This window comes from Streptomyces sp. NPDC016640 (assembly GCF_043076215.1).
Taxonomy (GTDB): Bacteria; Actinomycetota; Actinomycetes; order Streptomycetales; family Streptomycetaceae; genus Streptomyces.
In genome coordinates, this window is the sequence record NZ_JBIBRG010000007.1 from 339,192 (window position 1) to 362,442 (window position 23,251).

Here is a 23,251-nt window from a genome sequence, read left to right on the forward strand (position 1 = left end):
CCCGCGGGACGGCTCCCGGCCGCGCCGGTGCGCGGCGGCTCGGAAACTCCTCGCCAACTGTCACGCTCGGTTACTATGCTCGCTTCATGCCGGAGGCCGGAAGCAAGGGGTGCGCCGCCGCATCCGTGGGGGGTTCGTCGTGAATCGTAAGGCGCGAGGCCTGTGGGGCCTTCGAAAATGCTGAGGAAGGTCACCGCCACCCGCTACGTCGAACCACTGCACTCCGGTGGCTCCGTTCCCGGTGTCGTCGAGGCCGACGACCTCGGCACGTACGTCGTGAAGTTCACCGGCTCCGCGCAGGGCCGCAAGGCGCTGGTCGCCGAGGTGATCGTGGGGGAGCTGGCCCGTGCCCTGGGACTGCGGTTCCCGGAACTGGTGCTGGTGCGCTTCGACCCGGAGATCGCCGCCGGGGAGGTCCACCAGGAGGTGCGGGAGCTGCACGCCTCCAGCGCCGGCGTCAACCTCGGCATGGACTACCTGCCGGGCGCCCGGGACTTCGCCCCCGAGGTCGCGCGGGACTTCGACGTCGATCCGCTCGAGGCGGGCCGGATCGTGTGGCTCGACGCGCTGACCGTGAACGTGGACCGCACCGTCCACAGCTCCAACCTGATGGTCTGGCCGACGCTCGGCGTCGCGGCTCCGCGCCTGTGGCTCATCGACCACGGGGCCGCGCTCGTCTTCCACCACCGCTGGGACGGCTCCGATCCCGCCAGAGCCTACGACTTCCGCCACCACGCCCTCGGCCGCTACGGCCCCGACGTCCGCGCGGCCGACGCCGAGCTGGCGCCGAAGGTGACCGGGGAACTGCTGAGGGAGATCACGGCGGAGGTCCCCGACGACTGGCTGGCCGGCGAACCGGGGTTCGCCACGCCCGACGAGGCCCGGGAGGCGTACGTGGCGTTCCTCCTCGCCCGCGTCCGGGCGTCCCCGGCCTGGCTGCCCACCGACTTCCCCAGCGCGCGGGAGCTCGCCGAGGAGAACGCCCGGCGTGCGGCGCGGACGCGGCGGGGCCGCCCGGACTGGCTGAAGCGGGTGCCCGATCTGCACGGCAGACCGGCGGCGGAACAGGATTGGTCGGTGCACCTGGAATGACGGACGTCCGGCGGGTGGAGACCGAGTACCGCACCCGGTGCCGCCGGCTGCCCCGGGCGACCTGGCCGGCGCGGGAGCTGCTGACGACCTTCGAGACGGAACTGACGGAACTGACGGAGCTGTCGCTGGAGCCCGGCACGGGCGGCGTCCTCGTCGTCCGGGTCGGCGAGGAGGTGGGGTGGGACCGGCGTGAGCAGGGATTCCCGGAGCCGACGGCCGTGAAGCGGGCCGTCCGCGACCGAGTGGCCCCGGGGAAGACCCTGGGCCACTCGGAGAAGTGACGCCCCTCCCCGCTCAGCCCTTGAGCTGCTCGTACGCCGGCAGGGTCAGGAAGTCGGTGTAGTCCTCGTCGAGGGAGACCCTCAGCAGCAGGTCGTGCGCCTGCTGCCAGGTGCCCGCCGTGAACGCCTCCTCGCCGATCTCGGCGCGGATGTCCGCCAGTTCCCCGGCGGCGACCCCGCGGGCCAGCTCGGCGGTGACCTGCTCACCGTTGTCGAGGACGACACCCGCGTTGATCCACTGCCAGATCTGGGAGCGGGAGATCTCCGCGGTGGCGGCGTCCTCCATCAGGTTGAAGATGGCCACCGCACCGAGCCCGCGCAGCCAGGCCTCGATGTAGCGGATGCCGACCTGGACGGCGTTGACCAGGCCCGCGTACGTCGGCCTGGCGTCGAGGGAGTCGACGGCGATGAGGTCCTCCGCCCGGACGTCGACGTCCTCGCGCAGCCGGTCCTTCTGGTTCGGCTTGTCGCCGAGCACCCGGTCGAAGGACTCCATGGCGACCGGGACCAGGTCGGGGTGGGCGACCCAGGAGCCGTCGAAGCCGTCGTCCGCCTCGCGGTCCTTGTCGGCGCGGACCTTCTCGAAGGCGACCCTGTTGACCTCCGGGTCCCGGCGGGAGGGGATGAACGCCGCCATGCCGCCGATCGCGTGCGCGCCGCGCCTGTGGCAGGTGCGTACCAGGAGGTCGGTGTACGCGCGCATGAACGGGGCGGTCATGGTGACCGCGTTGCGGTCCGGCAGGACGAACCTCGGTCCGCCGTCACGGAAGTTCTTGACGATGGAGAAGAGGTAGTCCCAGCGGCCGGCGTTCAGCCCGGAGGCGTGGTCGCGCAGTTCGTAGAGGATCTCCTCCATCTCGTAGGCGGCCGTGATCGTCTCGATCAGGACGGTGGCGCGCACGGTGCCCCGGGGGAGGCCCAGGTACTCCTGCGCGAAGACGAACACCTCGTTCCACAGCCGTGCCTCGAGGTGGGACTCGGTCTTCGGGAGGTAGAAGTACGGGCCCTTGCCGAGGTCGATCAGCCGCTTGGCGTTGTGGAAGAAGTACAGGCCGAAGTCGACGAGCGCGCCGGGCACCGGGGTGCCGTCCGGGCCGGTGAGGTGACGCTCGTCCAGATGCCAGCCGCGCGGGCGCATGACGACCGTCGCCAGCTCCTCGTCGGGGCGCAGGGCGTAGGTCCTGCCGGACCCCGGATCGGTGAAGTCGATGTTCCGGGTGTAGGCGTCGATCAGGTTGAGCTGGCCGAGGACCACGTTCTCCCAGGTAGGTGCCGAGGCGTCCTCGAAGTCCGCGAGCCAGACCTTCGCGCCCGAGTTGAGCGCGTTGACGGTCATCTTGCGGTCGGCGGGGCCGGTGATCTCGACGCGGCGGTCCTCCAGGGCGGCCGGGGCCGGGGCCACCCGCCAGGAGTCGTCCGCGCGGACGGCGGCCGTCTCCGGGAGGAAGCCGAGCGTGGAGGTGCGGGCGATCTCGGCGCGGCGCTCCGCGCGGCGGGCCAGGAGCTCGTCCCGCCGGGGCGTGAACCGCCGGTGCAGCTCGGCCACGAAGACGAGTGCCGCCTCGGTGAGGACCTCCTCCTGCCGGGGCAGGGGCTCGGCGTCCACGACGGCCGGCGGGGACGGCGCTGGTGCGGACATCGGCTGTCACTTCCTTCGACGTGCAGGGCACCGGGTGCCGGTCGGCCCGGGTACGGCGGCGGACGCCCGGACCGGGAGCGGGCGCTCCCGGGAAGTGGATAATAGTTTCCTCATGATGGAAGTTCAATGTTCCGCTGGCGTCGGGACCGTCCGAGGCCGGCCGGGGAAGGCGGCGCTCGGTGCAGCCCCGCCCCCGCACCGGCGCCCGGCTCACTCGAGGTGCGCCAGATCCGCCTCGGTGTCGATGTCGTACGCCTCGGCCACGTCGCCGCACTCGACGAGCGTGAGCCGGTGCGCGTGCTCCTTCAGATAGGCACGTGCCCCCAGGTCGCCGGTGGCAGTCGCGGCGATCCCCGCCCAGTGCGCCGCGCCGAACAGGACGGGATGGCCGCGTACGCCGTCATAGGCGGCCGAGACCAGCGACCGCGGTGACGTGTAGGCGCCGAGCACCCGGGCGACCGCCGCCGGCCCGATGCCCGGCTGGTCGACCAGTGAGACCAGCGCGGCCCGCGCGCCCGTGCCGGCCAGCGAGTCGAGTCCGGCCCGCAGCGAGGTGCCCATGCCCCGCTCCCAGGCGGGGTTGTCGAGGAGGACGCAGTCCGGCAGCAGGGCGCGGGCGCGCACCTCCTCCGCCCGTGCGCCGAGCACCACGTGCACGCGTGCGCAGCCGCCCGCGCGCAGCGCCTCCACCGCGTGTTCCACCAGTGGCCGCCCCCGGTGGGTGAGCAGCGCCTTGGGCCGGCCGCCGAGCCGCCGTCCGCCGCCCGCGGCGAGCAGCAGCCCCGTGACGGCCGCGGTGTCCGGACCGCTGGGGCCGGTGTGAGGTGTCGTCATGCCTCCTGCATACCGCACCGGTGGCGGGACGCCGGGGGTCGGCGGGGAACCGGTGCCGGGGACCGCGGTGTCACGCTGTGGAACAAGTCGATGACGCAGCGGACTGGCGCAAAGGCCCCGGGGTGGCGTTTACTGGCGCGCACCGGTCGGCGGGCTCGGCCGGCCGGGGAGGCGCACGACGGTGTTCTGGGGGAGGACTGTGTTGCGGAGCGTGGAGCAGAGGCGTGTACCAGGCAGTCAGGTGGACCCGCGGGTGAGGGAGCTGCGGTCCGCGGTCTCCCGGTTACGCCGTCAACTCGCCGCCCACCCGGCGGAATTCAGGGACCGGAGCATCGCGGAGGAGGAACTCTCGGCACTGGATGCCATGGCCGCCGCCGGCGACCCGGACGTTCTCCGGCTGCGCCGCTGCCTGCTGCTGATCGCCGGCGCGATCGGCTCGGTGAGCGCGCTGGGGCAGGGCGTGCGCGAACTGCGCGAGGCGGTCGACCTGTTCGGCCGGTCACCGCACGGCTGACGCGCGTCCGTACGGCCGTTCGCCCCGGCGGGGCGGTCAGCCGGCCGGGGTGGCGCCCGGCGTGGTGAGCACCTCGGAGAGTTCCGCCGCGACCTGCTGGAGCACCGGCACGATCCGCTCCGTCGCCGACTCGGTCACCCGGCCCGCGGGACCGGAGATCGAGATCGCCGCCGCCGTGGGGGAGTCCGGCACCGGCACGGCCAGGCAGCGGACGCCGATCTCCTGCTCGTTGTCGTCGATCGCGTAGCCCTGGCGGCGTACCTCCTCCAGGGCCGCGAGGAAGCCCTCCGGCGTGGTGATGGTCCTGTCGGTCGCGGCGGGCATGCCGGTACGGCCGAGCAGGGCACGCACCTCCTCCGCCGGGAAGCCGGCCAGCAGGGCCTTGCCCACGCCGGTGGAGTGCGGCAGGACGCGCCGGCCGACCTCGGTGAACATCCGCATGGAGTGCTTGGACGGCACCTGCGCCACGTAGACGATCTCGTCGCCGTCGAGCAGCGCCATGTTCGCCGTCTCGCCGGTCTCCTCCACCAGCCGGGCGAGATGAGGCCGCGCCCAGGTGCCGAGCAGCCGGGAGGCGGATTCGCCGAGCCGGATCAGCCGAGGACCCAGCGCGTACCGGCGGTTGGGCTGCTGGCGCACATAGCCGCACGCCAGGAGGGTGCGCATCAGGCGGTGGATGGTCGGCAGGGGCAGCCCGCTGCTCGCGGACAACTCGCTCAGGCCGACCTCGCCGCCCGCGTCCGCCATCCGTTCGAGCAGGTCGAAGGCGCGCTCGAGGGACTGTACGCCGCCGCCGGCGGCGGACCGGGCGGAGTCGGTGGTGCTGGCGCTGGACGTCGGCACGGCGCGTTCCTTTCGGGCTGGCGGAAGGCAGAAGCCTACCCGGCGGCCGGTCGGCCGCCCGCTTGCGCATGGCTGTGCCCCGCTTCCCGAAAGCATGATTCCGTCTCGTGGAATCCTCCAGGGGGTGTCCCGCGGCGGGCCGCGCGGCGGGCGTCCCCTTGACGAGGGGGAGGCAGGGGGGAAGACTCCTTCAACAGAACGTTGAATTCTGTCGCGGAAGTGCAGGAGGATGCGGGTGTCCGACACCGAACTGGTGCTGCGCTCGACGCGTGTCGTCACTCCCGGGGGAACGCGTCCCGCGTCCGTCGCGGTCGCCGGCGGCACGATCACGGCCGTGCTGCCGTACGACGCGCCCGTTCCCGGGGACGCCCGCGTCGAGGACCTAGGCGACGACGTCCTGCTGCCCGGCCTGGTCGACACCCACGTGCACGTCAACGACCCGGGCCGCACCGAGTGGGAGGGCTTCTGGACCGCCACGCGGGCCGCGGCGGCCGGCGGCGTCACCACGCTGATCGACATGCCGCTCAACTCCCTCCCGCCGACCACGACCGTCGGCCACCTGCGCACCAAGCGGCGCGTCGCCGCCGACAAGGCGCACGTGGACGTCGGTTTCTGGGGCGGCGCCCTGCCGGACAACGTCGAGGACCTGCGCCCGCTGCACGAAGCCGGCGTCTTCGGCTTCAAGGCCTTCCTGTCGCCCTCCGGCGTGGACGAGTTCCCGCACCTCGACCAGGGGCAACTGGCCCGCTCCCTCGCGGAGATCGCCGCCTTCGACGGGCTGCTGGCCGTGCACGCCGAGGACCCGCACCGCCTCGCCGCCGCCCCGCAGCACGGCGGCCCCCGGTACGCCGACTTCCTCGCCTCCCGCCCGCGCGACGCCGAGGACGCCGCCATCGCCCACCTCGTCGACCGGGCGCGGCGGCTGGACGCGCGGGTGCACGTGCTGCACCTCTCCTCCGGCGACGCGCTGCCCGCGATCGCCGCCGCCAAGGCCGACGGCGTACGCCTCACGGTCGAGACCTGCCCCCACTACCTCACCCTCACCGCGGAGGAGGTCCCGGACGGCGCCAGCGAGTTCAAGTGCTGCCCGCCCATCCGTGAGGCCGCCAACCGGGACCTGCTCTGGGAGGCCCTGGCGGACGGCACCGTCGACTGCGTCGTCACCGACCACTCCCCCTCCACCGCCGACCTCAAGACGGGCGACTTCGCCACCGCCTGGGGCGGCATCTCCGGCCTCCAGCTGAGCCTGCCGGCCGTCTGGACCGAGGCCCGCGGGCGCGGCCACGGCCTGGAGGACGTCGTGCGCTGGATGTCGACGCGCACGGCCGCGCTCGTCGGACTCGACGGGCGCAAGGGCGCCATCGCGCCCGGACACGACGCCGACTTCGCCGTCCTCGCCCCCGACGAGACCTTCACCGTCGACCCGGCGGCCCTCCAGCACCGCAACCGCGTGACGGCGTACGCGGGCCGGACCCTGTACGGCGTCGTCAGGTCCACCTGGCTGCGCGGCCGGCGCGTCGTGGCCGGCGGCGAGTTCACCGAACCGAAGGGCCGCCTGCTCACCCGATCCCCCTGACACCGGCACCCGAAAGGCAGGACCAGATCACCGTGACGGCGATCGAGAGCTTCACCGGCGACGCGCGTCCCTACGGCGGCGGCGACCCGTACGCGGACTACCGCACCGCCGACCTCCCCTTCACCCACCTCGCCGACCTCGCCGACCGCCGGCTCGGCGCCGGTGTCATCGCCGCCAACGACGAGTTCTTCGCGCAGCGCGAGAACCTGCTGCTGCCGGGGCGCGCCGAGTTCGCCCCCGGGCACTTCGGGCACAAGGGCAAGATCATGGACGGCTGGGAGACCCGGCGGCGGCGCGGCACCCGCGCCGAGCACCCCTGGCCGACGGCCGGGGACCACGACTGGGCGCTGATCCGGCTCGGCGTGCCCGGCGTGGTCCGCGGCATCGTCGTGGACACCGCCCACTTCCGCGGCAACCACCCGCAGGCCGTGTCGGTCGAGGGCACCTCGGTGGCGGGCTCCCCGTCCCCGGAGGAGCTGCTCGCGGACGGCGTGACGTGGACGACGCTGGTCCCGCGCACCCCCGTGGGCGGCCACGCGGCCAACGGCTTCGCCGTCGCCGCCGAACGGCGCTTCACCCACCTGCGTCTCAAGCAGCACCCCGACGGCGGCATCGCCCGGCTGCGCGTGTACGGCGAGGTCGTCCCGGAACCGGCGTGGCTCGCGGCGCTCGGCACCTTCGACGTCGTCGCCCTGGAGAACGGCGGCCGGGTCGAGGACGCGTCGGACCTCTTCTACTCGCCGGCCGCCCACACCATCCGGCCCGGCCGTTCCGGCAGGATGGACGACGGCTGGGAGACCCGGCGCCGCCGCGACCGGGGCCACGACTGGATCCGCTACCGGCTGGCCGCCCAGGCGCGGATCCGGGCCCTGGAGATCGACACGGCGTATCTCAAGGGCAACAGCGCCGGCTGGGCGTCGGTGTCCGTGAGGGACGGCGCGGACGGCGACTGGCGGGAGATCCTGCCCCGTACCCGGCTCCAGCCCGACACCAACCACCGTTTCCCGCTGCCGGAACCGGCGGTGGGCACGCACGCGCGCGTGGACGTCTTCCCCGACGGCGGTATCTCCCGGCTGCGCCTGTTCGGCTCCCTGACCGAGCGGGGGGCGACCGCCCTGGCGGCCCGCCACCGGGAACTGGGCGGCTGACCCCGCAACCCGCCGCCTCCCGGCGGGACGGCGTCCGCCGTGATCCCGCGTCCGCCCGGTTCCCGTGCCGGGGCCTCGGCCGGACCCGCCGGTGCCGGCCTGCTCATGGCGTGGAGGGTTCCGCCGGGCCCCAGCACGCGCCGGGTCGTACAGGTGCCGGCGGTGATGAACCGGTGTCTTCCCGGAGACGTGCGTCCTCACGCGTCCCTCCCAGCGCCCCCGCCGCCGGAACACCGGAGGCGAACGGACGTCGACCTGTCGCCCGACCGATGAGTTGCGGGCTCCGCCGGGGTCTGAGCCGATGACGGTACAACCCGCCCACCGAAAGACAGGAACCCCTCATGGGCAAGCTCGTGGTCACCACCTTCGTCAGCCTCGACGGCGTCTACCAGGCGCCCGGCGGTCCCCAGGAGGACACCAGGGACGGCTTCGGCCAGGGAGGCTGGAGCGTTCCCTACGGCGACGAGGACTTCGGCCGGTTCGTCGACGAGGTCTTCTCCCGGGTGGGCGCCTTCCTCCTCGGCCGTCGCACGTACGACATCTTCGCCGGGTACTGGCCGAAGGTGACCGACCCCGCCGACCCGGTCGCCGGCAAGCTGAACGCCCTGCCGAAGTACGTCGTCTCCACCACCCTCACCGACCCCGGATGGGCCGGCACCACGGTGCTCGGCGGCGATCTCGCCGAGGAGGTCACGGCCCTCAAGGAGCGCACCGAGGGCGAGCTCCAGGTGCACGGCAGCGGTGCCCTCGCCCGGTCCCTGTTCGCGCTCGACCTGGTGGACACCCTCCACCTGCTGACCTTCCCGGTCGTCCTCGGCGCCGGGCGCCGCCTGTTCCCGGAGGGCTCGGCACCCACCGCGTTCCGGCACACCGGCGGCCGGATCACCGCCGCCGGTGTGTCCGTCCAGACCTACGACTTCGCGGGCCGCCCCGAGTACGGCTCGTACGAACTCCCGGAGAACGCCTGACCGCGGCGGCACCCTCCGACCTGCCGCCCGGACGGGGGTCGAGCGGCAGGTCACGTCCCGGAAAACTCACCGGATCCGACGGGAAAATTCTCATACTTGTCATTGACATGCCAGCATCTACGCGCGTCATCATGGGGTCATGCGATTCCCCCCACGCGCCGCTCGGACCGGCGCCGCAGCCGTACTCCTGTCCACCCTCCTCCTGGGCGGCACGGTCTCCGCGACCACCGCCCACGCCGCCGCACCCGCCGCCGGCCCGGTCGCCTCCGCCTCCGTCCCGGCGGTCGGCGACATCTGCTACAGCGACCTGCCCCCCGAGGCGCACGACACGCTCGACCTGATCGGGCGGGGCGGCCCCTATCCGTTCGAACAGGACGGGACCGTCTTCCAGAACCGGGAGGGCCTGCTGCCCGGCCGGTCCAGCGGTTACTACCACGAGTACACGGTGATCACGCCCGGTTCCCCCACCCGTGGCGCGCGCCGCATCGTCACCGGTGAGGAGTACCAGGAGGACTACTACACCGCCGACCACTACGCCTCGTTCGACCTGGTCGACCACGGCTGCTGACCGCCGGCCCGGAGGCCCGGCGGGTGACCGGCCGGGCCTCCGCTGCCGTGGGTGATCAGCCGGACTTCCGGCGCCCGGCGGCGGCGAACAGGGCGATGCCCAGCACGAGCAGGGCGAAGCTCCCGTAGATCTCGTGGCCGTCGAGGAAACCGATCCGCCGCACGAGCCCCCCGTCCCAGCCGGAGAACTCGCTCACCAGACCGGCCACTCCCTGCACCACGGCGAGGAAGCCCGCAACCTCCAGCAATTGCTTCATGCCGTCGACTCTCGCCCCGCGGACCCCCCACCCGCATCGGCCGCGGGGCGAGCCCCTCCCGACGCATGTCCACCGTCCGGGCCGGCCGGTGCGCCGAAAGTCTGCGGTGCCGCGACTTCGGTAGCCGATCCCGTCCGGCACCCGGCGCCCCGGGCGCCCACTGCGTAGATTCGTCGACCGTGACAGGTGACAAGGCGGCGCGGAACCCCCATGAGTTCACGGGGCGCCGGTGGTACTTCCCGTCCGCCCTCATGCACGAACTCGCCCCCGACACGGCCCGCACCGGGAGCCGGCCCCGGCGCACCGCGCGCGACTGGCTCGTCGACTTCTCCTGCTTCCTGCTGGCCGTCGGTGTGGGCCTGCTCGGCGCCGACGCGCTCAGCACCAACGACCGTGTCCCGGAAGCGGTGGCCGCCGCCGACCAGGTGTTCGGCGCGTTGTCCTGCGCCGCGGTCTGGCTGCGCCGGCGGTGGCCGCTCGGACTGGCCGCGGTCATGGTCCCGGTCGGTTTCGTCTCGGAGACATCCGGCGGCGTGGTCGTGATCTCCCTGTTCACGCTCGCCGTGCACCGGCCCTTCCGGTACGTGCTGTGGGTGGGCGGGGCCCAACTGGTCCTCGTACCGGTCTACTTCTGGTGGCGCCCCGACCCGGATCTGCCCTATCTCGCCTCGATCCTCCTGTTCGTGGTGCTGGAGGTCGCCGTCGTCGGCTGGGGCATGTTCGTACGGTCCAAGCGGCAGCTCGTGCTGAGCCTGCGGGACCGGGCCCGGCGGGCCGAGACGGAGGCGCGGCTGCGGGCCGATACGGCGCAGCGGCTCGCCCGCGAGGCCATCGCGCGGGAGATGCACGACGTGCTCGCGCACCGGCTGACCCTGCTGAGCGTGCACGCCGGCGCGCTCGAATTCCGGCCCGACGCCCCGCGCGCGGAGATCGCCCGGGCGGCCGGCGTCATCCGGGAGAGCGCGCACGAGGCGTTGCAGGACCTGCGGGAGATCATCGGCGTGCTGCGGGCCGGCGAGTCCGACGACGCGGGCCGGCCGCAGCCGACGCTCGCGGCGCTCGGTACCCTGGCCGCCGAGTCCCGGCAGGCCGGCATGAAGGTCACCCTGGAGAACCGCGTCACCGCCCCGGAGCACGTCCCCGCCTCCGTCGGCCGCACCGCCTACCGGATCGCCCAGGAGGGCCTGACCAACGCGCGCAAGCACGCCCCCGGCACGGAGGTCACCGTCACCGTCACCGGCGGACCGGGGGAGGACCTCACCGTGATCGTGCGCAATCCCGCGCCCGAGGGGGACGTACCTCCCGTGCCCGGCGCCGGACAGGGACTGATCGGCCTCACCGAACGGGCGAGCCTCGCGGGCGGCACCCTGAAGCACGGGCCCGCCCCCGACGGCGGTTTCGAGGTACGGGCACGGCTGCCGCGGGGGTGAACCGGGACCGTGGCGCGCGGTGTGTCCCGGCCCGGCCCGGCCGTGATTACCTACCGCCCATGACTGCGATCAGAGTGCTCCTCGTCGACGACGACCCGCTGGTGCGGGCGGGGCTGTCCTTCATGATGGGGGGCGCCGACGACATCGAGATCGTCGGTGAGGCCGCCGACGGGGGCGAGGTCGAGGCGCTCGTCGACCGCACCCGCCCGGACGTCGTCCTCATGGACATCCGCATGCCGACGGTGGACGGTCTCACCGCGACCGAGTCGCTGCGCCGGCGCGAGGACGCCCCGCAGGTCGTGGTGCTCACCACCTTCCACGCCGACGAGCAGGTGCTGCGGGCGCTGCGCGTGGGCGCCGCCGGGTTCGTGCTCAAGGACACCCCGCCCGCCGAGATCGTCGCCGCGGTGCGCCGGGTCGCGGCCGGCGATCCGGTGCTGTCGCCCGCCGTCACACGGCAGTTGATGGCACACGCGGCCGGCTCCGCCGCCGGCACACGGCGCACCCGCGCGCGTGAGCGCATCGCCGGCCTCAACGACCGCGAACGCGAGGTCGCCGTCGCGGTCGGGCGGGGCCTGGCCAACGCCGAGATCGCCGCGGAGCTGTACATGAGCGTGGCCACCGTCAAGACCCACGTCTCCCGGATCCTGGCCGGGCTCGGCCTCAACAACCGCGTACAGATCGCCCTGCTCGCCCACGACGCGGATCTGCTGGAGGAGACCGACACTCCGTGACGGCCCGTGCCGGGTGCGGGGATGTCAGGTGAACGCCGCTGCCGCCCCGCTCAGGGGCTCCGTCGGCCGCACCGGTCTGCGCTCCCGGCGGGACGTCTCGCACGCCTGCGCGATCAGCAGCGCCTGGAGGGCCTCGCGCCCGTCGCAGGGGTTGGCCCGCTCGCCCCGGACCACCTCGACGAACGCGGTCAGCTCCGCCTCGTAGGCGGGCCCGAACCGCTCCAGGAACCCGGTCCACGGCTTGTCGGCGGCCGGCGGCCCGGTCGGCTCGGTGGAGGCGATCGGCGTACGGTCGTCCAGGCCGACGACGATCTGGTCCCGCTCCCCGGCGAGTTCCATGCGTACGTCGTAGCCCGCGCCGTTCAGCCGGGTGGCGGTGACCGTGGTGAGCGTGCCGTCGTCGAGGGTGAGGAGCGCCGCGCCGGTGTCGACGTCGCCCGCCTCGCGGAACGCGGCGGGCCCGGCGTCGCTCCCGGTGGCGTAGACGTCCACGACCTCCCGGCCGGTCACCCAGCGCAGGATGTCGAAGTCGTGGATCAGGGTGTCCCGGTACAGCCCGCCGGACTGCGACAGGTACCCGGCCGGCGGCGGCTCCGCCTCACTGGTCATCGCCCGTACGGTGTGCAGCCGCCCGAGCCGTCCCGAGCGCACCGCCTCGCGCGCTCCCGTGTAGCCGGCGTCGAACCGGCGCTGGAAGCCCATCTGCAGGACGGTCCCGGCGGCCTCGACCTCCGCGATCGCCTGTAACGTGCCCGCGAGATCCAGGGCGATGGGTTTCTCGCAGAACACCGGCAGGCCCGCGCGGGCCGCCCGGCCGATCAGCTCGGCGTGTGCGGACGTGGCCGCCGTGATCACCACGGCGTCCACCCCCCAGGTGTAGATCTCGTCCACCCCGGGCGCCGCCGTCTCGCCGAGCCGGTGGGCGAGGGCCTGGGCCCGCGCCGGATCCACGTCCGTGAGGATCAGGGAGCCGACGTCGCGGTGCCTGCTGAGCGTGTGGGCGTGAATGGTGCCGATACGGCCCGTACCGATGACCCCGATGCGCATGGAAACAAAGTGGGCCCGGCGCCGCTCCCTGTCAATGTGCATGTCCGGACAACCGAACTACACGACTTCCCGTCAACAGCGCACGGAGTTACGCTCGGGCCCGTGCCGAAACCAGAAGTGGACCCGACCGTGCAGCTCGAACTCAGCGTGGACCGCGGTTCCCCCGTGCCGTTGTACTTCCAGCTGTCGCAGCAGCTGGAGTCCGCCATCGAGCACGGCGTGCTGACCCCCGGCACCCTGCTGGGCAACGAGATCGAGCTCGCCGCGCGGCTCGGCCTGTCCCGGCCGACCGTCCGCCAGGCCATCCAGTCCCTCGTCGACAAGGGGCTGCTCGTACGCCGTCGCGGGGTCGGCACCCAGGTGGTGCACAGCCAGGTCAAGCGCCCGCTGGAACTGAGCAGCCTCTACGACGACCTGGAGGCGGCCGGTCAGCGCCCCGCCACCACGGTGCTGGTCAACACCGTCGTCGCCGCGTCCGCCGAGGTCGCGGCCGCGCTCGCGGTGGCCGAGGACAGCGAGGTGCACCGGATCGAACGGCTGCGGTTCACGCACGGGGAGCCGATGGCCCACCTGTGCAACCACCTGCCGCCCGGCCTCCTCGACCTGGACACCGGGCAGCTGGAGGCCACCGGCCTGTACCGGCTGATGCGGGCCGCCGGGATCACCCTGCACAGCGCCCGGCAGACCATCGGCGCCCGTGCCGCCACCGCCACCGAGGCCGAGCGGCTCGACGAGCCGGCCGGTGCCCCGCTGCTCACCATGCAGCGCGTGACCTACGACGACACCGGGCGCGCGGTGGAGTTCGGGACGCACACCTACCGGCCCTCCCGCTACTCCTTCGAGTTCCAGCTGCTCGTACGGTCCTGAGCGCCGCGCGGGGTTCCGTCGCAATGTCCGGACAATGTGACCGCCCCCGGCAATGCGACCGACCCCCTGGCGCTGCGGCCGTCCCCCGGCCCTCCGGCCGCCTCCGGCACTGCGGCGCCCCCTGCGGCACTGCTGTCCCGGGCTCCCGCCTCCGGGGCCCTCCGCCCGGGGCACGGACCGTCCGGCTCGTCGCCGCCCGCCCTCGGGCCCCGTGGCCGCCTGATCCGGGACCACGTCCCCGTGCGGGGGGCCGTGACGCCGCCGGGGCGCGGCAAACCGTGCGAACCACCACGACGCGCCCACGTCCGGCGATGACGCGCACCACCCCCGACCTGCCCCGCACCACGATCGGCGCACGCGTGCGGCACAATCGCACACGATGAGCACCTACCGCGACTTCTCCGCCCCCATCGGCTCCCGCCGCGCCACGGTCCTGAGAACCGTCGGGACGCGGGAGCGCCGTTCCCACCTGACGGCGCCCCGTGTCCCGACGGTGGGCATCGACATCGGCGGCACCAAGGTCATGGCGGGCGTCGTCGACGCCGACGGCAACATCCTGGAGCGGCTCCGCACGGAGACCCCGGACAAGTCCAAGAGCCCGAAGGTGGTCGAGGACACCATCGTCGAACTGGTGCTGGACCTCTCCGACCGGCACGACGTGCACGCCGTCGGCATCGGCGCGGCCGGCTGGGTCGACGCCGACCGCAACCGCGTGCTGTTCGCCCCCCACCTGTCCTGGCGCAACGAGCCGCTGCGCGACCGCCTCGCCGGCCGCCTCGCCGTCCCCGTCCTGGTCGACAACGACGCCAACAGCGCCGCCTGGGCCGAGTGGCGCTTCGGCGCCGGGCGCGGCGAGGACCACCTCGTCATGATCACCCTCGGCACCGGCATCGGCGGCGCGATCCTGGAGGACGGCCAGGTCAAGCGCGGGAAGTTCGGCGTCGCGGGCGAGTTCGGCCACATGCAGGTGGTCCCCGGCGGCCACCGCTGCCCCTGCGGCAACCGCGGCTGCTGGGAGCAGTACAGCTCCGGCAACGCGCTGGTCCGCGAGGCACGCGAACTGGCCGCCGCCGACTCGCCGGTCGCCTACGGGATCATCGAGCACGTCAAGGGCAACATCGCCGACATCAGCGGCCCGATGATCACCGAGCTGGCGCGCGAGGGCGACGCCATGTGCATCGAGCTGCTGCAGGACATCGGGCAGTGGCTCGGCGTCGGCATCGCCAACCTCGCCGCCGCCCTCGACCCCTCCTGCTTCGTCATCGGCGGTGGCGTCTCCGCCGCCGACGACCTGCTGATCGGCCCCGCGCGGGACGCCTTCAAACGCCACCTCACCGGGCGCGGCTACCGACCCGAGGCACACATCGTCCGCGCCCAGCTCGGCCCCGAGGCCGGCATGGTCGGCGCCGCCGACCTCGCCCGGCTGGTCGCCCGCCGCTTCCGCCGCGCCAAGCGCCGCCGGGTCGAGCGGTACGAGCGCTACGAGCGGTACACGGAGGCCCGTCGCACCACCCAGGAGTTGCTGTGACCGGCGAGTCTCCCCAGCCCGCGCATCTCCCGGGCACGCCCCGCCCGGCCGAGGACCGGCGGCACATGATCCGCCGCAGGGCGCTCACCCTGCTGATCATCGTGCTGCTCATCGGCATCCCGGCCGGCTACCTGGTGATCTCCGCGAACCAGAGCCGGGCCAGCGGCAAGGACAAGGAGGCGAAGTACTCCGCGACCGGCCTGACCTACGGCTGGCCGTCGAAGCTCCAGCGCCGCCTCTACCAGGTGCCCGTCCCGCACCCCGCCTGGTGGGTGGCCACCTACGAGACCAACAACTGGAGGACCAGCCGCCTGTACGTCGAGTTCGAGACCACCGACGCGGGCCTGAGCGCCTTCCTCACCAGCCTGGGCGTGCGGCAGACCGATCTGGAGCGGGACCGCATCCCCATCAGCGAGCGCGCCCGCAAGGTCACCGGCTGGACCTTCGACGGCCCCGGCACCTGGTCCGGCCTCGTCCACGAGCAGAGGAACCCGGCACCCACGCACGACATCGTCGTCAACCACGACAAGCCGGGCTACCCGAGGGTGTACCTCGTCTCCCGCACCGTGCCCTGAGCCCGCACACCCGGCCCGCACCGGCCGCCGGGGCCGATTGTCGGACCCCGCCCGTAGAGTCGTGGACGACTGGTCCGGCACACGGGCGGGAGGTGACAGGACGTATGGGCGAGCGGACCGTGACGGCCGGGCGGAGCATGCCGGGACCCGGCGCCGCGGACGGGGCGGACATCCCCGTCCGGCTCGCCGCCGTCTTCCTTCCCGCGCCCCTCCCGCGCGAGGGACGCATCGCCTTCTACGACCCCCGGGGCGGCCCCGGACCGCTCGACGACGGACACGCGTCCGACGAGGGACACGAGCCCGACGGGGCGGCCGGATTCGAAAGCGCGCGACGCACCGAACTCACCGTCGTCCGCCCGCACGGCGCCGGGATACGGCGGCGGACCGTCCCCGCCCTGTCCCTGCCCGTCGACGAGGCACTCCCGCTCCTGGTCCGCGCCCGGCACGATCCGGCCGCCCACCCCGCCACCGCCTGCTGGGGCGCCGCCGCCCTGCACGCGCTGCGGCTCACGGCCCGGGGCCGGCTGCTGCCCGGCCTGACCGCCGCGGGCCACGACGCCTGGCGCGCCGGACCGCTCGACCCGGAGGACGTGGCACATCTGCGCGCGGTGGCCGCCGCCCTGCCCCACGAGGGCCACGCCGTCCCGCTGCCCGGACCGGGGCCGCTCCGGCTGCCCCGGCCGGAGGCGCTGGTGCGCGCCTTCCTGGACGCGGTCGCCGACACCCTGCCGCGCACCCCGGCCGCCGCCTGCGCCTCGGGACCGCCGTTCGCCGCGCGGAAGGCACAGCGGCTGCCCGACGCCCACGACTGGGCCGCCGAGGTCGCCGCCGGCATGGACGCCGGGGTGCGGATCTCGCTCCGCCTGGACCTGTCCGCGTACGACCTCTTCGACACCGGCCCGGGAGCCGGCGGGGACGGCGGCGCGCGCGGCGCGGGTGCCGCGATCGTGCAGGTGCACAGCCTCGCCGACCCGACCCTGGTGGCCGACGCGGCGGCCCTGTGGGCGGGCGACGCGGACAGCGCCTTCGGCCCCCGCGCGCGGGTGGACGCCGCCCTCGCCGTGCGCCGGGCGGCCCGCGTCTGGCCGCCGCTGGACCGGCTCTCCGACCAGGACGTGCCCGACGCACTGGCCCTGTCCGAGGACGAGCTGAACGACCTGCTGGGCGTGGCCGCCACCCGGCTCGCCGCGGCCGGCGTCGCGGTGCACTGGCCCCGGGACCTCGCGCAGGACCTGACCGCCACCGCGGTGGTCCGCCCGGCGCCCGGCTCCGCGACCGACGGCACCGGCTTCTTCGAGAGCGAGGACCTGCTGCGGTTCGGCTGGCGGCTCGCCCTCGGCGGCGACCCGCTCACCGAGGCGGAGATGGACGCGCTGGCCGAGGCCCACCGTCCGGTGGTGCGGCTGCGCGACCAGTGGGTGCTGGTCGATCCGGCCCTCGTCCGCAAGGCCCGCAAACGGGAGCTGGGGCTGCTCGACCCGATCGACGCGCTGTCCGTCGTCCTCACCGGCACCGCGGAGATCGACGGCGAGACGGTCGAGGCGGTCCCGGCCGGTGTCCTCGCCGCCCTCCGCGACCGCCTGACCGCCGGCGTACGGCCCGCCGAACCGCCGCCCGGCCTCGACGCCACCCTGCGCGACTACCAGCTCCGGGGCCTGGGCTGGCTCGACCTCATGACCTCCCTCGGCCTCGGCGGCTGCCTCGCCGACGACATGGGCCTCGGCAAGACGATCACCCTCATCGCGCTGCACCTGAAACGGGCCCGCACCGAACCGACCCTGGTGGTCTGCCCGGCCTCGCTGCTCGGCAACTGGCAGCGGGAGATCACCCGGTTCGCGCCCGGCGTCCCCGTGCGCCGCTTCCACGGCCCCGACCGCAGCCTGGACGATCTGACCGGCGGCTTCGTCCTCACCACGTACGGCACCATGCGCTCCGCCGCGCCGGCCCTGGCCGCGCAGCCGTGGGGCATGGTCGTCGCCGACGAGGCACAGCACGTCAAGAACCCCCACTCCGCGACCGCTAAGGCGCTGCGCACGATCCCGGCCCCCGCGCGGGTGGCCCTCACCGGCACACCGGTGGAGAACAACCTCTCGGAACTGTGGGCCCTCCTCGACTGGACGACCCCGGGACTCCTCGGCCCGCTGAAGTCGTTCCGCGCCCGGCACGCCCGCGCGGTGGAGACCGGCGAGGACGAGGAGGCGGCCGAGCGGCTCGCCCGCCTGGTGCGTCCCTTCCTGCTGCGGCGCAGGAAGTCCGATCCCGGCATCGTCCCCGAACTCCCGCCCAAGACCGAGACCGACCACCCCGTCCCGCTCACCCGCGAACAGGCCGCGCTGTACGAGGCGGTGGTACGCGAGTCGATGATCGCCATCGAGACCGCGCAGGGCATGGGCCGGCGCGGTCTGGTGCTGAAACTGCTGACCTCGCTGAAGCAGATCTGCGACCACCCCGCGCTGTTCCTGAAGGAGGAGCACGCGCGGGCCGGGGGAGACCGGCTCGCCGCCCGGTCCGGCAAGCTCGCCCTGCTCGACGAACTGCTGGACACCCTGCTCGCCGAGGACGGCTCGGCCCTCGTGTTCACGCAGTACGTCGGCATGGCCCGCCTGATCACCGCGCACCTCACCGAGCGCGCCGTCCCGGTCGACCTCCTCCACGGCGGTACGCCGGTGCCGGAGCGGGAGCGCATGGTGGACCGCTTCCAGAGCGGGTCGACCCCGGTTCTCGTCCTGTCCCTGAAGGCCGCCGGCACCGGCCTGAACCTCACCCGCGCGGGCCACGTCGTCCACTTCGACCGCTGGTGGAACCCCGCGGTCGAGGAACAGGCCACCGACCGTGCCTACCGCATCGGCCAGACCCAGCCCGTCCAGGTCCACCGCCTGGTCACCGAGGGCACGGTCGAGGACCGTATCGCCGAGATGCTGGAGTCCAAGCGGGCCCTCGCCGACGCGATCCTCGGTTCCGGCGAGTCGGCCCTCACGGAACTGTCCGACCGGGAGCTCTCCGACCTGGTGTCGCTGCGGAGGCCGGCATGACCCCCCACCCGTCCGAGGAGGCCCGCGAGGCCCTGCGCGCGGCCCGCGCACGGGTGCGCCGCGATCCGCCGCCCACCGCGCCCCCGGATCGGCCGGCCACCACCGCGCCACCGGCCACCACCGCGCCGCCCGCCACCACCGCGCCGCCCGCCGGGCAGGCGCACCGCCCGGGTGACGTCGCCCGCGAGGCACTGCGCCGCGCGGTGCGGGCCCGGCGCGGTGCGGAACCGGTGCCCGGCGACCTCGGCGGAACCGACGCCGTCCCCACGGGGCGGGGCGCCCCCGAGGACGCGCCGGCCGCGGGGGGAACGCAGTCCGTGGCGGCGGCCTGCGACGAGACGTCGCCTGATGGGACGCCCCCCGGTGAGGCGGCAACGGGCGGCGTCATGCCGCCCGGCGGGTCCGCACGGGGCGAGTGCCCGGCGTCACGTGAGGCCGTGCCCCATGAGGCGGTGGGCGGAGGCGTTACGTCCGGTGGGTGGGCGTCCGGCGAGGCGGGTGGAGGGCTCTCGTCCGGCGGGCCGACGGACGGGGCGGCGGCCGGCGGGGAGGTGTCCGGCGGGACGGGGTCCGGCGGGACGGGGTCCGGTGACCGGGTGGCCCCTGGAACCGACGGCCGCGGCGGGCCGGCCGAGGACGGCGGCCGGGGCGGCGCGGTGCCGGCCGAAGCCGTGTCCTCCGGAACCGGGGCGGCCACCGCCCCGGACGATGCGCCCCGGCGCCCCGGCGACATCGCACGGGAGGCGTTGCGTGCCGCCCGCGAGGAGGCGTCGCGCGCCCGCGCGGAGACCGACGGCCGGCACGGGCCGGCCGGGGCACCGGGCCGGCCCGCCCCCCGGGTCCCGCGCACCACACGGGGCGACCGTGCCGCCGACGACCGTGGGCGTCAGGTACGCGCGGCGCTCTCCGACGCCTTCCACCTGCCCGCCCCGGCGGACGACCCGCAGCGGGAGCCCACCCCCGGGACCCGTACTCCGCAGCAGGCCTCGGCCACCCCGGCCCCCGCCGCACCCGTCCCGCCCCGCCCGCCCGGCAGCGCCTGGGTCACCGCCCCCGGCGCCCCGCCGCCGACGCCCGCCTCCCGGGCCACGCCGCCCTCCATGGCGGCCCCCGCCCGCGACGGCGACCACCGCCGCACCTTCCCCGCGTTCGCGCCTCGCCCCTCGCCCGGGGAGGAGCCCGCCGGGACCTGGTGGGGCAGGGCGTGGGTCACCGCACTGGAGGACGGCGCGCTGGACGCCGCCCGCCTGGCCCGCGGACGCGGATACGCCGAGCGGGGCCACGTCGACGCCATCACCGTCACGCCGGGACTCGTCCTCGCCTACGTGCGGGGCAGCCGCCCGCGCCCGTACCGCGTACAGGTGCGGCTGCGGACGTTCGGGGACGCGGACTGGGAGAGGTTCCTGGACGCCGCCGCCGAGCGGCCCGGCCACATCGCGGCACTCCTGGACGGGGAGATGCCCCAGTCCCTCGCCGACTGCGGAGTCCCGCTGCTGCCCGGCCCCGGCGACCTCGCCCCGCAGTGCAGCTGCCCCGATTCCGGCCACCCCTGCAAACACGCCGCCGCCCTCTGCTACCAGACCGCCCGGATCCTGGACGCCGACCCGTTCGCACTGCTCCTGCTGCGCGGGCGCGGTGAGCGCGAGGTGATCGACGCGCTGTCCCGGCGCAGCGCCGCCCGTGCGGCCCGCGCCGCCCGGGCGAAGGAACCGGAGCCCCTGCCCGGCGTACGGGCCGCGGAGGTCCTCGCCCGGCGCGACCGCGACCTCCCGTCGCTCCCGGCCCCGCTGCCCCCGCCGCCGCATCCCGGGCCCCCGCCCGTGTACCCGGCCGCTCCGGGCGGGCCGGACCCGTTCGCGCTGGACCAGCTGGCCACCGACGCCGCCGCCCGCGCGCACGCCCTGCTCACCACCGGCCGCGACCCCGTCGGCGGGCTCACCCTGTGGCACGACGCCGTGCGCCTGGCCGCCGCCCGCCCCGGCTCCGGCCTGACCGCGGCGACGCGCGCGCTGTACTCCTCCCTCGCCACCGGCGTCGGCCGCACCCCCGCCGAGCTGGCGCGCGCGGTCGCCGCCTGGCGGCAGGGCGGCCGGGCGGGCCTCGCCGTGCTCGAGGAGCCCTGGGACCCGCCGGCCGGCCGTTTCGACCGTGCCCGCCCCCTCCTCCTCGCCGCCGACCTGCCGGCGTTCCGCCCCTGGCGCAACCGCCTCACCCACCCCCGGGGCCACGTCCAGCTCCGCCTCGGCCGCGACGCGTTGTGGTACGCCTACGAGTCCGAGCCGGGCCACGACGACTGGTGGCCCCGCGGCACCCCCGATCCGGACCCCGTGGGCGCCCTGACCGGCCTGGACACACCGGCCGACCTGAGCTGACCGGGAGCCGGCTGCTGACGCCGACCGGGGGCGGGTGGCCGGGGGAGCGGGGCGCGGGCGGACGCCCGTGTGTACTCCCCGCCACGCACCGGCGAACCGGGGGTGAACGCGTTGCTAGGGTGGCTGGCCGGCGGCCGCCCGGCTGCTCCTGTGCGCGGGTGGGGCGGGCGTCGCAGGTGCGCGAGAGGGTTGTCGGCCCGCACCGCGGCCGGTGGTCCGAGCCACCGGTACGGTGTCCGAGCGCTCCGGTCAATCTCTTCCGTAACGAGAAGGTTGCATTTTGTCGAACGACATACCGAACGCCGTCACGCCGGTCCGTTCCCCGGCCGAGGAGCCGGCGCCGACGACAGGGGCCGGCCCCTCTCCCGCCGCCGGCGGCCGTGACGCGTTCTTCGACAACGCGAAGTACCTGCTGATCGTCCTGGTGGCCGTGGCGCACGCGTGGGAGCTGGTGGAGAGCAGCCGCGCCACGAAGGCGCTCTACATCCTCGTCTACACCTTCCACATGCCGGCGTTCATCCTCGTCTCCGGTTACCTGTCGCGGAGCTTCGCCGCCCGGCCGCGCCAGATCAGACGCCTGATCAGCGGCATCGTGGTTCCGTACGTGGTCTTCGAGACCGCCTACTCGCTGTTCCGGCGCTACGTCGCCGACGAGCCCGGTTTCGCCATCAGCCTGCTCGACCCCTTCATGCTCACCTGGTTCCTCGCCGCGCTGTTCATCTGGCGGCTCACCACACCGCTGTGGCTGCAGCTGCGCCACCCCCTCGCCGTCGCCCTGGCCATCGCGGTGCTGGCCTCCGTCACCCCCGGCATCGGTGAGGACCTGAACCTCCAGCGCGTCCTGCAGTTCCTGCCGTTCTTCGTGCTCGGCCTGTGCCTCAAGCCCGAACACTTCCGGCTGCTGAACCGCCGCGCGATCAGGATGGCGGCGATCCCGCTCTTCGCGGGCGCGCTCGCGTTCGCGTACTGGGCGGCGACCCGGATGCGCAACGAGTGGTTCTTCCGCCGCTCCAGCGCGCAGGAGATCGGGGAACCGTGGTGGACCGGCGCCGTGATGACCCTCGCGCTCTTCGGTTGCTCCCTGCTGCTGACGGCGGCCTTCCTGGCCTGGGTCCCGCGCCGTCACACCTGGTTCACGGTCCTCGGGGCCGGCACCATCTGCGGGTATCTGCTCCATGGCTTCCTGACCAAGGGCGCCAAGTACTCCGGCTTCATCGACGGCAACGCCTGGCTGCACGAGCCCGCCGGAAAGATCGTCCTGACCGTCGTCGCGGCCGTCGCCGTCACCCTGATGTGCACCCCGCCGGTGCGTCGCGTGCTGCGGCCGGTGACCGAACCGGACATGGCCTGGGCCTTCCGCCGGGACCCGGCCGAACGGCCGGCCAAGGGCTGACACCCGGCCCCGCCTCCGCCGACGAGTGGCACGAACGCGAACGGCCCCGGTCCTCCGGGCGCGCGGACCCACCGAATGGTCCGCGCCGCACCGGGCCCCTCATGCCGTAGCGGACCTCATGCCGTGCCGGACCGAGACTCAGGCGTCCGAGCGGGCGTCGGACTGCAGTCGGCGGCGCAGGGTGGCGGCGGCGAAGTCCTCGGCCATCTCCAGACGGGCGCGCAGCGTCTGGCAGCGGGCGTCGGCCACCAATGGACGCCTCCTCCGTGGCGGTTCCGGACGCGATCGAGACCAGGTACGCCCGGCGCGGCAAGAAGGTCACCCTCGTCGGCCTCGACGGACCCAGCGCCGACATGCACCAGCGCCTGGCCGGACAGCTCACAGGGGGCCACTGACGCGGACCGTCCGTCCCCCGCCGAGCTTCGTGAGCGGCGTCGCCCGGCGACGACGGCGCCCCGTAGGGTGGCAGCCTCGGGGTGGAGCTCGGCGGCCTGCCCCGACGTCACGGCAGCCGGGTGGTCCGGCAACGGAGCCGGCGTGCGGGGCGAGGCGCC

At 74.5% G+C, this 23,251-nt stretch carries 21 protein-coding genes; 16 read left to right on the forward strand and 5 right to left on the reverse strand.

Annotated features, from left to right (window positions below):
* The first annotated feature begins 177 nt into the window (after positions 1–177).
* Both ACF07S_RS17440 and ACF07S_RS17445 read left to right on the forward strand, forming a co-directional pair.
* A complete protein-coding gene (locus ACF07S_RS17440) occupies positions 178–1,092 on the forward strand; it encodes a HipA family kinase (protein WP_391964967.1) in 915 nt (304 codons plus the stop codon).
* Complete coding sequence (locus ACF07S_RS17445) at positions 1,089–1,373, forward strand: Rdx family protein (protein WP_391974516.1); 285 nt, start codon at positions 1,089–1,091, stop codon at positions 1,371–1,373. Before ACF07S_RS17440 ends, ACF07S_RS17445 begins: the two co-directional genes overlap by 4 nt.
* A 13-nt stretch (positions 1,374–1,386) precedes the next feature.
* On the opposite strand, the gene aceB is transcribed toward ACF07S_RS17445, so the two are convergent.
* Together aceB and ACF07S_RS17455 are read right to left on the reverse strand one after the other, a co-directional pair.
* Positions 1,387–3,012 (reverse strand): malate synthase A, encoded by a 1,626-nt coding sequence (gene aceB, locus ACF07S_RS17450; protein ID WP_391974517.1) that lies wholly within the window; start codon positions 3,010–3,012, stop codon positions 1,387–1,389.
* Positions 3,013–3,222: 210 nt separating this feature from the next.
* The gene (locus ACF07S_RS17455; protein ID WP_391964970.1) at positions 3,223–3,846 is read right to left on the reverse strand and encodes an NTP transferase domain-containing protein; all 624 of its coding nucleotides are present in this window, start codon (positions 3,844–3,846) and stop codon (positions 3,223–3,225) included.
* Positions 3,847–4,045: 199 nt separating this feature from the next.
* Here ACF07S_RS17455 and ACF07S_RS17460 point away from each other — a divergent pair, with 199 nt between their 5' ends.
* A complete protein-coding gene (locus ACF07S_RS17460) occupies positions 4,046–4,360 on the forward strand; it encodes a DUF5955 family protein (protein WP_391974518.1) in 315 nt (104 codons plus the stop codon).
* A 36-nt stretch (positions 4,361–4,396) separates the two neighbouring features.
* On the opposite strand, the gene allR is transcribed toward ACF07S_RS17460, so the two are convergent.
* Positions 4,397–5,203 carry an allantoin degradation transcriptional regulator AllR gene (gene allR / locus ACF07S_RS17465; RefSeq protein ID WP_391964972.1) on the reverse strand — a complete coding sequence of 269 codons (807 nt, stop codon included), beginning with the start codon at positions 5,201–5,203 and terminating at the stop codon, positions 4,397–4,399.
* Between the two features lie 235 nt (positions 5,204–5,438).
* Here allR and allB point away from each other — a divergent pair, with 235 nt between their 5' ends.
* From allB to ACF07S_RS17485, 4 genes are all read left to right on the forward strand, one after another.
* The gene (allB, locus tag ACF07S_RS17470; RefSeq protein ID WP_391974519.1) at positions 5,439–6,779 is read left to right on the forward strand and encodes an allantoinase AllB; all 1,341 of its coding nucleotides are present in this window, start codon (positions 5,439–5,441) and stop codon (positions 6,777–6,779) included.
* A gap of 32 nt (positions 6,780–6,811) precedes the next feature.
* Positions 6,812–7,927 (forward strand): allantoicase, encoded by a 1,116-nt coding sequence (gene alc / locus ACF07S_RS17475; protein ID WP_391964974.1) that lies wholly within the window; start codon positions 6,812–6,814, stop codon positions 7,925–7,927.
* Between the two features lie 341 nt (positions 7,928–8,268).
* The gene (locus tag ACF07S_RS17480; protein ID WP_391964975.1) at positions 8,269–8,895 is read left to right on the forward strand and encodes a dihydrofolate reductase family protein; all 627 of its coding nucleotides are present in this window, start codon (positions 8,269–8,271) and stop codon (positions 8,893–8,895) included.
* A gap of 139 nt (positions 8,896–9,034) precedes the next feature.
* Positions 9,035–9,463 carry a ribonuclease domain-containing protein gene (locus ACF07S_RS17485; RefSeq protein WP_391964976.1) on the forward strand — a complete coding sequence of 143 codons (429 nt, stop codon included), beginning with the start codon at positions 9,035–9,037 and terminating at the stop codon, positions 9,461–9,463.
* A 55-nt stretch (positions 9,464–9,518) separates the two neighbouring features.
* Here the strand turns inward: ACF07S_RS17485 and ACF07S_RS17490 are convergent, their stop codons facing one another.
* Entirely contained in the window at positions 9,519–9,719 is a 201-nt protein-coding gene (locus ACF07S_RS17490) for a hypothetical protein (RefSeq protein ID WP_391964977.1), read from the reverse strand.
* A gap of 179 nt (positions 9,720–9,898) precedes the next feature.
* Between ACF07S_RS17490 and ACF07S_RS17495 the strand changes: the two genes are divergently transcribed.
* Positions 9,899–11,149 carry a histidine kinase gene (locus ACF07S_RS17495; protein ID WP_391974520.1) on the forward strand — a complete coding sequence of 417 codons (1,251 nt, stop codon included), beginning with the start codon at positions 9,899–9,901 and terminating at the stop codon, positions 11,147–11,149.
* A gap of 59 nt (positions 11,150–11,208) precedes the next feature.
* Positions 11,209–11,883, forward strand: coding sequence for a response regulator (locus ACF07S_RS17500; RefSeq protein ID WP_391974521.1), 675 nt, complete (start codon positions 11,209–11,211; stop codon positions 11,881–11,883).
* 24 nt (positions 11,884–11,907) lie between these two features.
* Here the strand turns inward: ACF07S_RS17500 and ACF07S_RS17505 are convergent, their stop codons facing one another.
* Positions 11,908–12,930, reverse strand: a complete 1,023-nt coding sequence (locus ACF07S_RS17505) for a Gfo/Idh/MocA family oxidoreductase (RefSeq protein WP_391964980.1) — start codon at positions 12,928–12,930, stop codon at positions 11,908–11,910.
* Positions 12,931–13,059: 129 nt separating this feature from the next.
* Here ACF07S_RS17505 and ACF07S_RS17510 point away from each other — a divergent pair, with 129 nt between their 5' ends.
* The 7 genes from ACF07S_RS17510 to ACF07S_RS17540 all read left to right on the forward strand — a co-directional run bounded on the left by ACF07S_RS17510 (position 13,060) and on the right by ACF07S_RS17540 (position 23,092).
* Positions 13,060–13,797, forward strand: coding sequence for a GntR family transcriptional regulator (locus tag ACF07S_RS17510; RefSeq protein ID WP_391965011.1), 738 nt, complete (start codon positions 13,060–13,062; stop codon positions 13,795–13,797).
* Positions 13,798–14,176: 379 nt separating this feature from the next.
* Complete coding sequence (locus tag ACF07S_RS17515) at positions 14,177–15,325, forward strand: ROK family glucokinase (protein ID WP_391964981.1); 1,149 nt, start codon at positions 14,177–14,179, stop codon at positions 15,323–15,325.
* Complete coding sequence (locus tag ACF07S_RS17520) at positions 15,322–15,900, forward strand: sugar kinase (protein WP_391964982.1); 579 nt, start codon at positions 15,322–15,324, stop codon at positions 15,898–15,900. Before ACF07S_RS17515 ends, ACF07S_RS17520 begins: the two co-directional genes overlap by 4 nt.
* A gap of 104 nt (positions 15,901–16,004) precedes the next feature.
* Positions 16,005–18,932 (forward strand): DEAD/DEAH box helicase, encoded by a 2,928-nt coding sequence (locus ACF07S_RS17525; protein WP_391974522.1) that lies wholly within the window; start codon positions 16,005–16,007, stop codon positions 18,930–18,932.
* On the forward strand, positions 18,929–21,304 hold the full coding sequence (locus tag ACF07S_RS17530; RefSeq protein WP_391974523.1) for an SWIM zinc finger family protein: 2,376 nt from the start codon (positions 18,929–18,931) through the stop codon (positions 21,302–21,304). The genes ACF07S_RS17525 and ACF07S_RS17530 overlap by 4 nt, the downstream gene beginning before the upstream one ends.
* A 280-nt stretch (positions 21,305–21,584) precedes the next feature.
* Complete coding sequence (locus ACF07S_RS17535; RefSeq protein ID WP_391964984.1) at positions 21,585–22,697, forward strand: acyltransferase family protein; 1,113 nt, start codon at positions 21,585–21,587, stop codon at positions 22,695–22,697.
* 266 nt (positions 22,698–22,963) lie between these two features.
* The gene (locus tag ACF07S_RS17540; RefSeq protein WP_391974554.1) at positions 22,964–23,092 is read left to right on the forward strand and encodes a hypothetical protein; all 129 of its coding nucleotides are present in this window, start codon (positions 22,964–22,966) and stop codon (positions 23,090–23,092) included.
* The last annotated feature ends 159 nt before the right edge of the window (positions 23,093–23,251 follow it).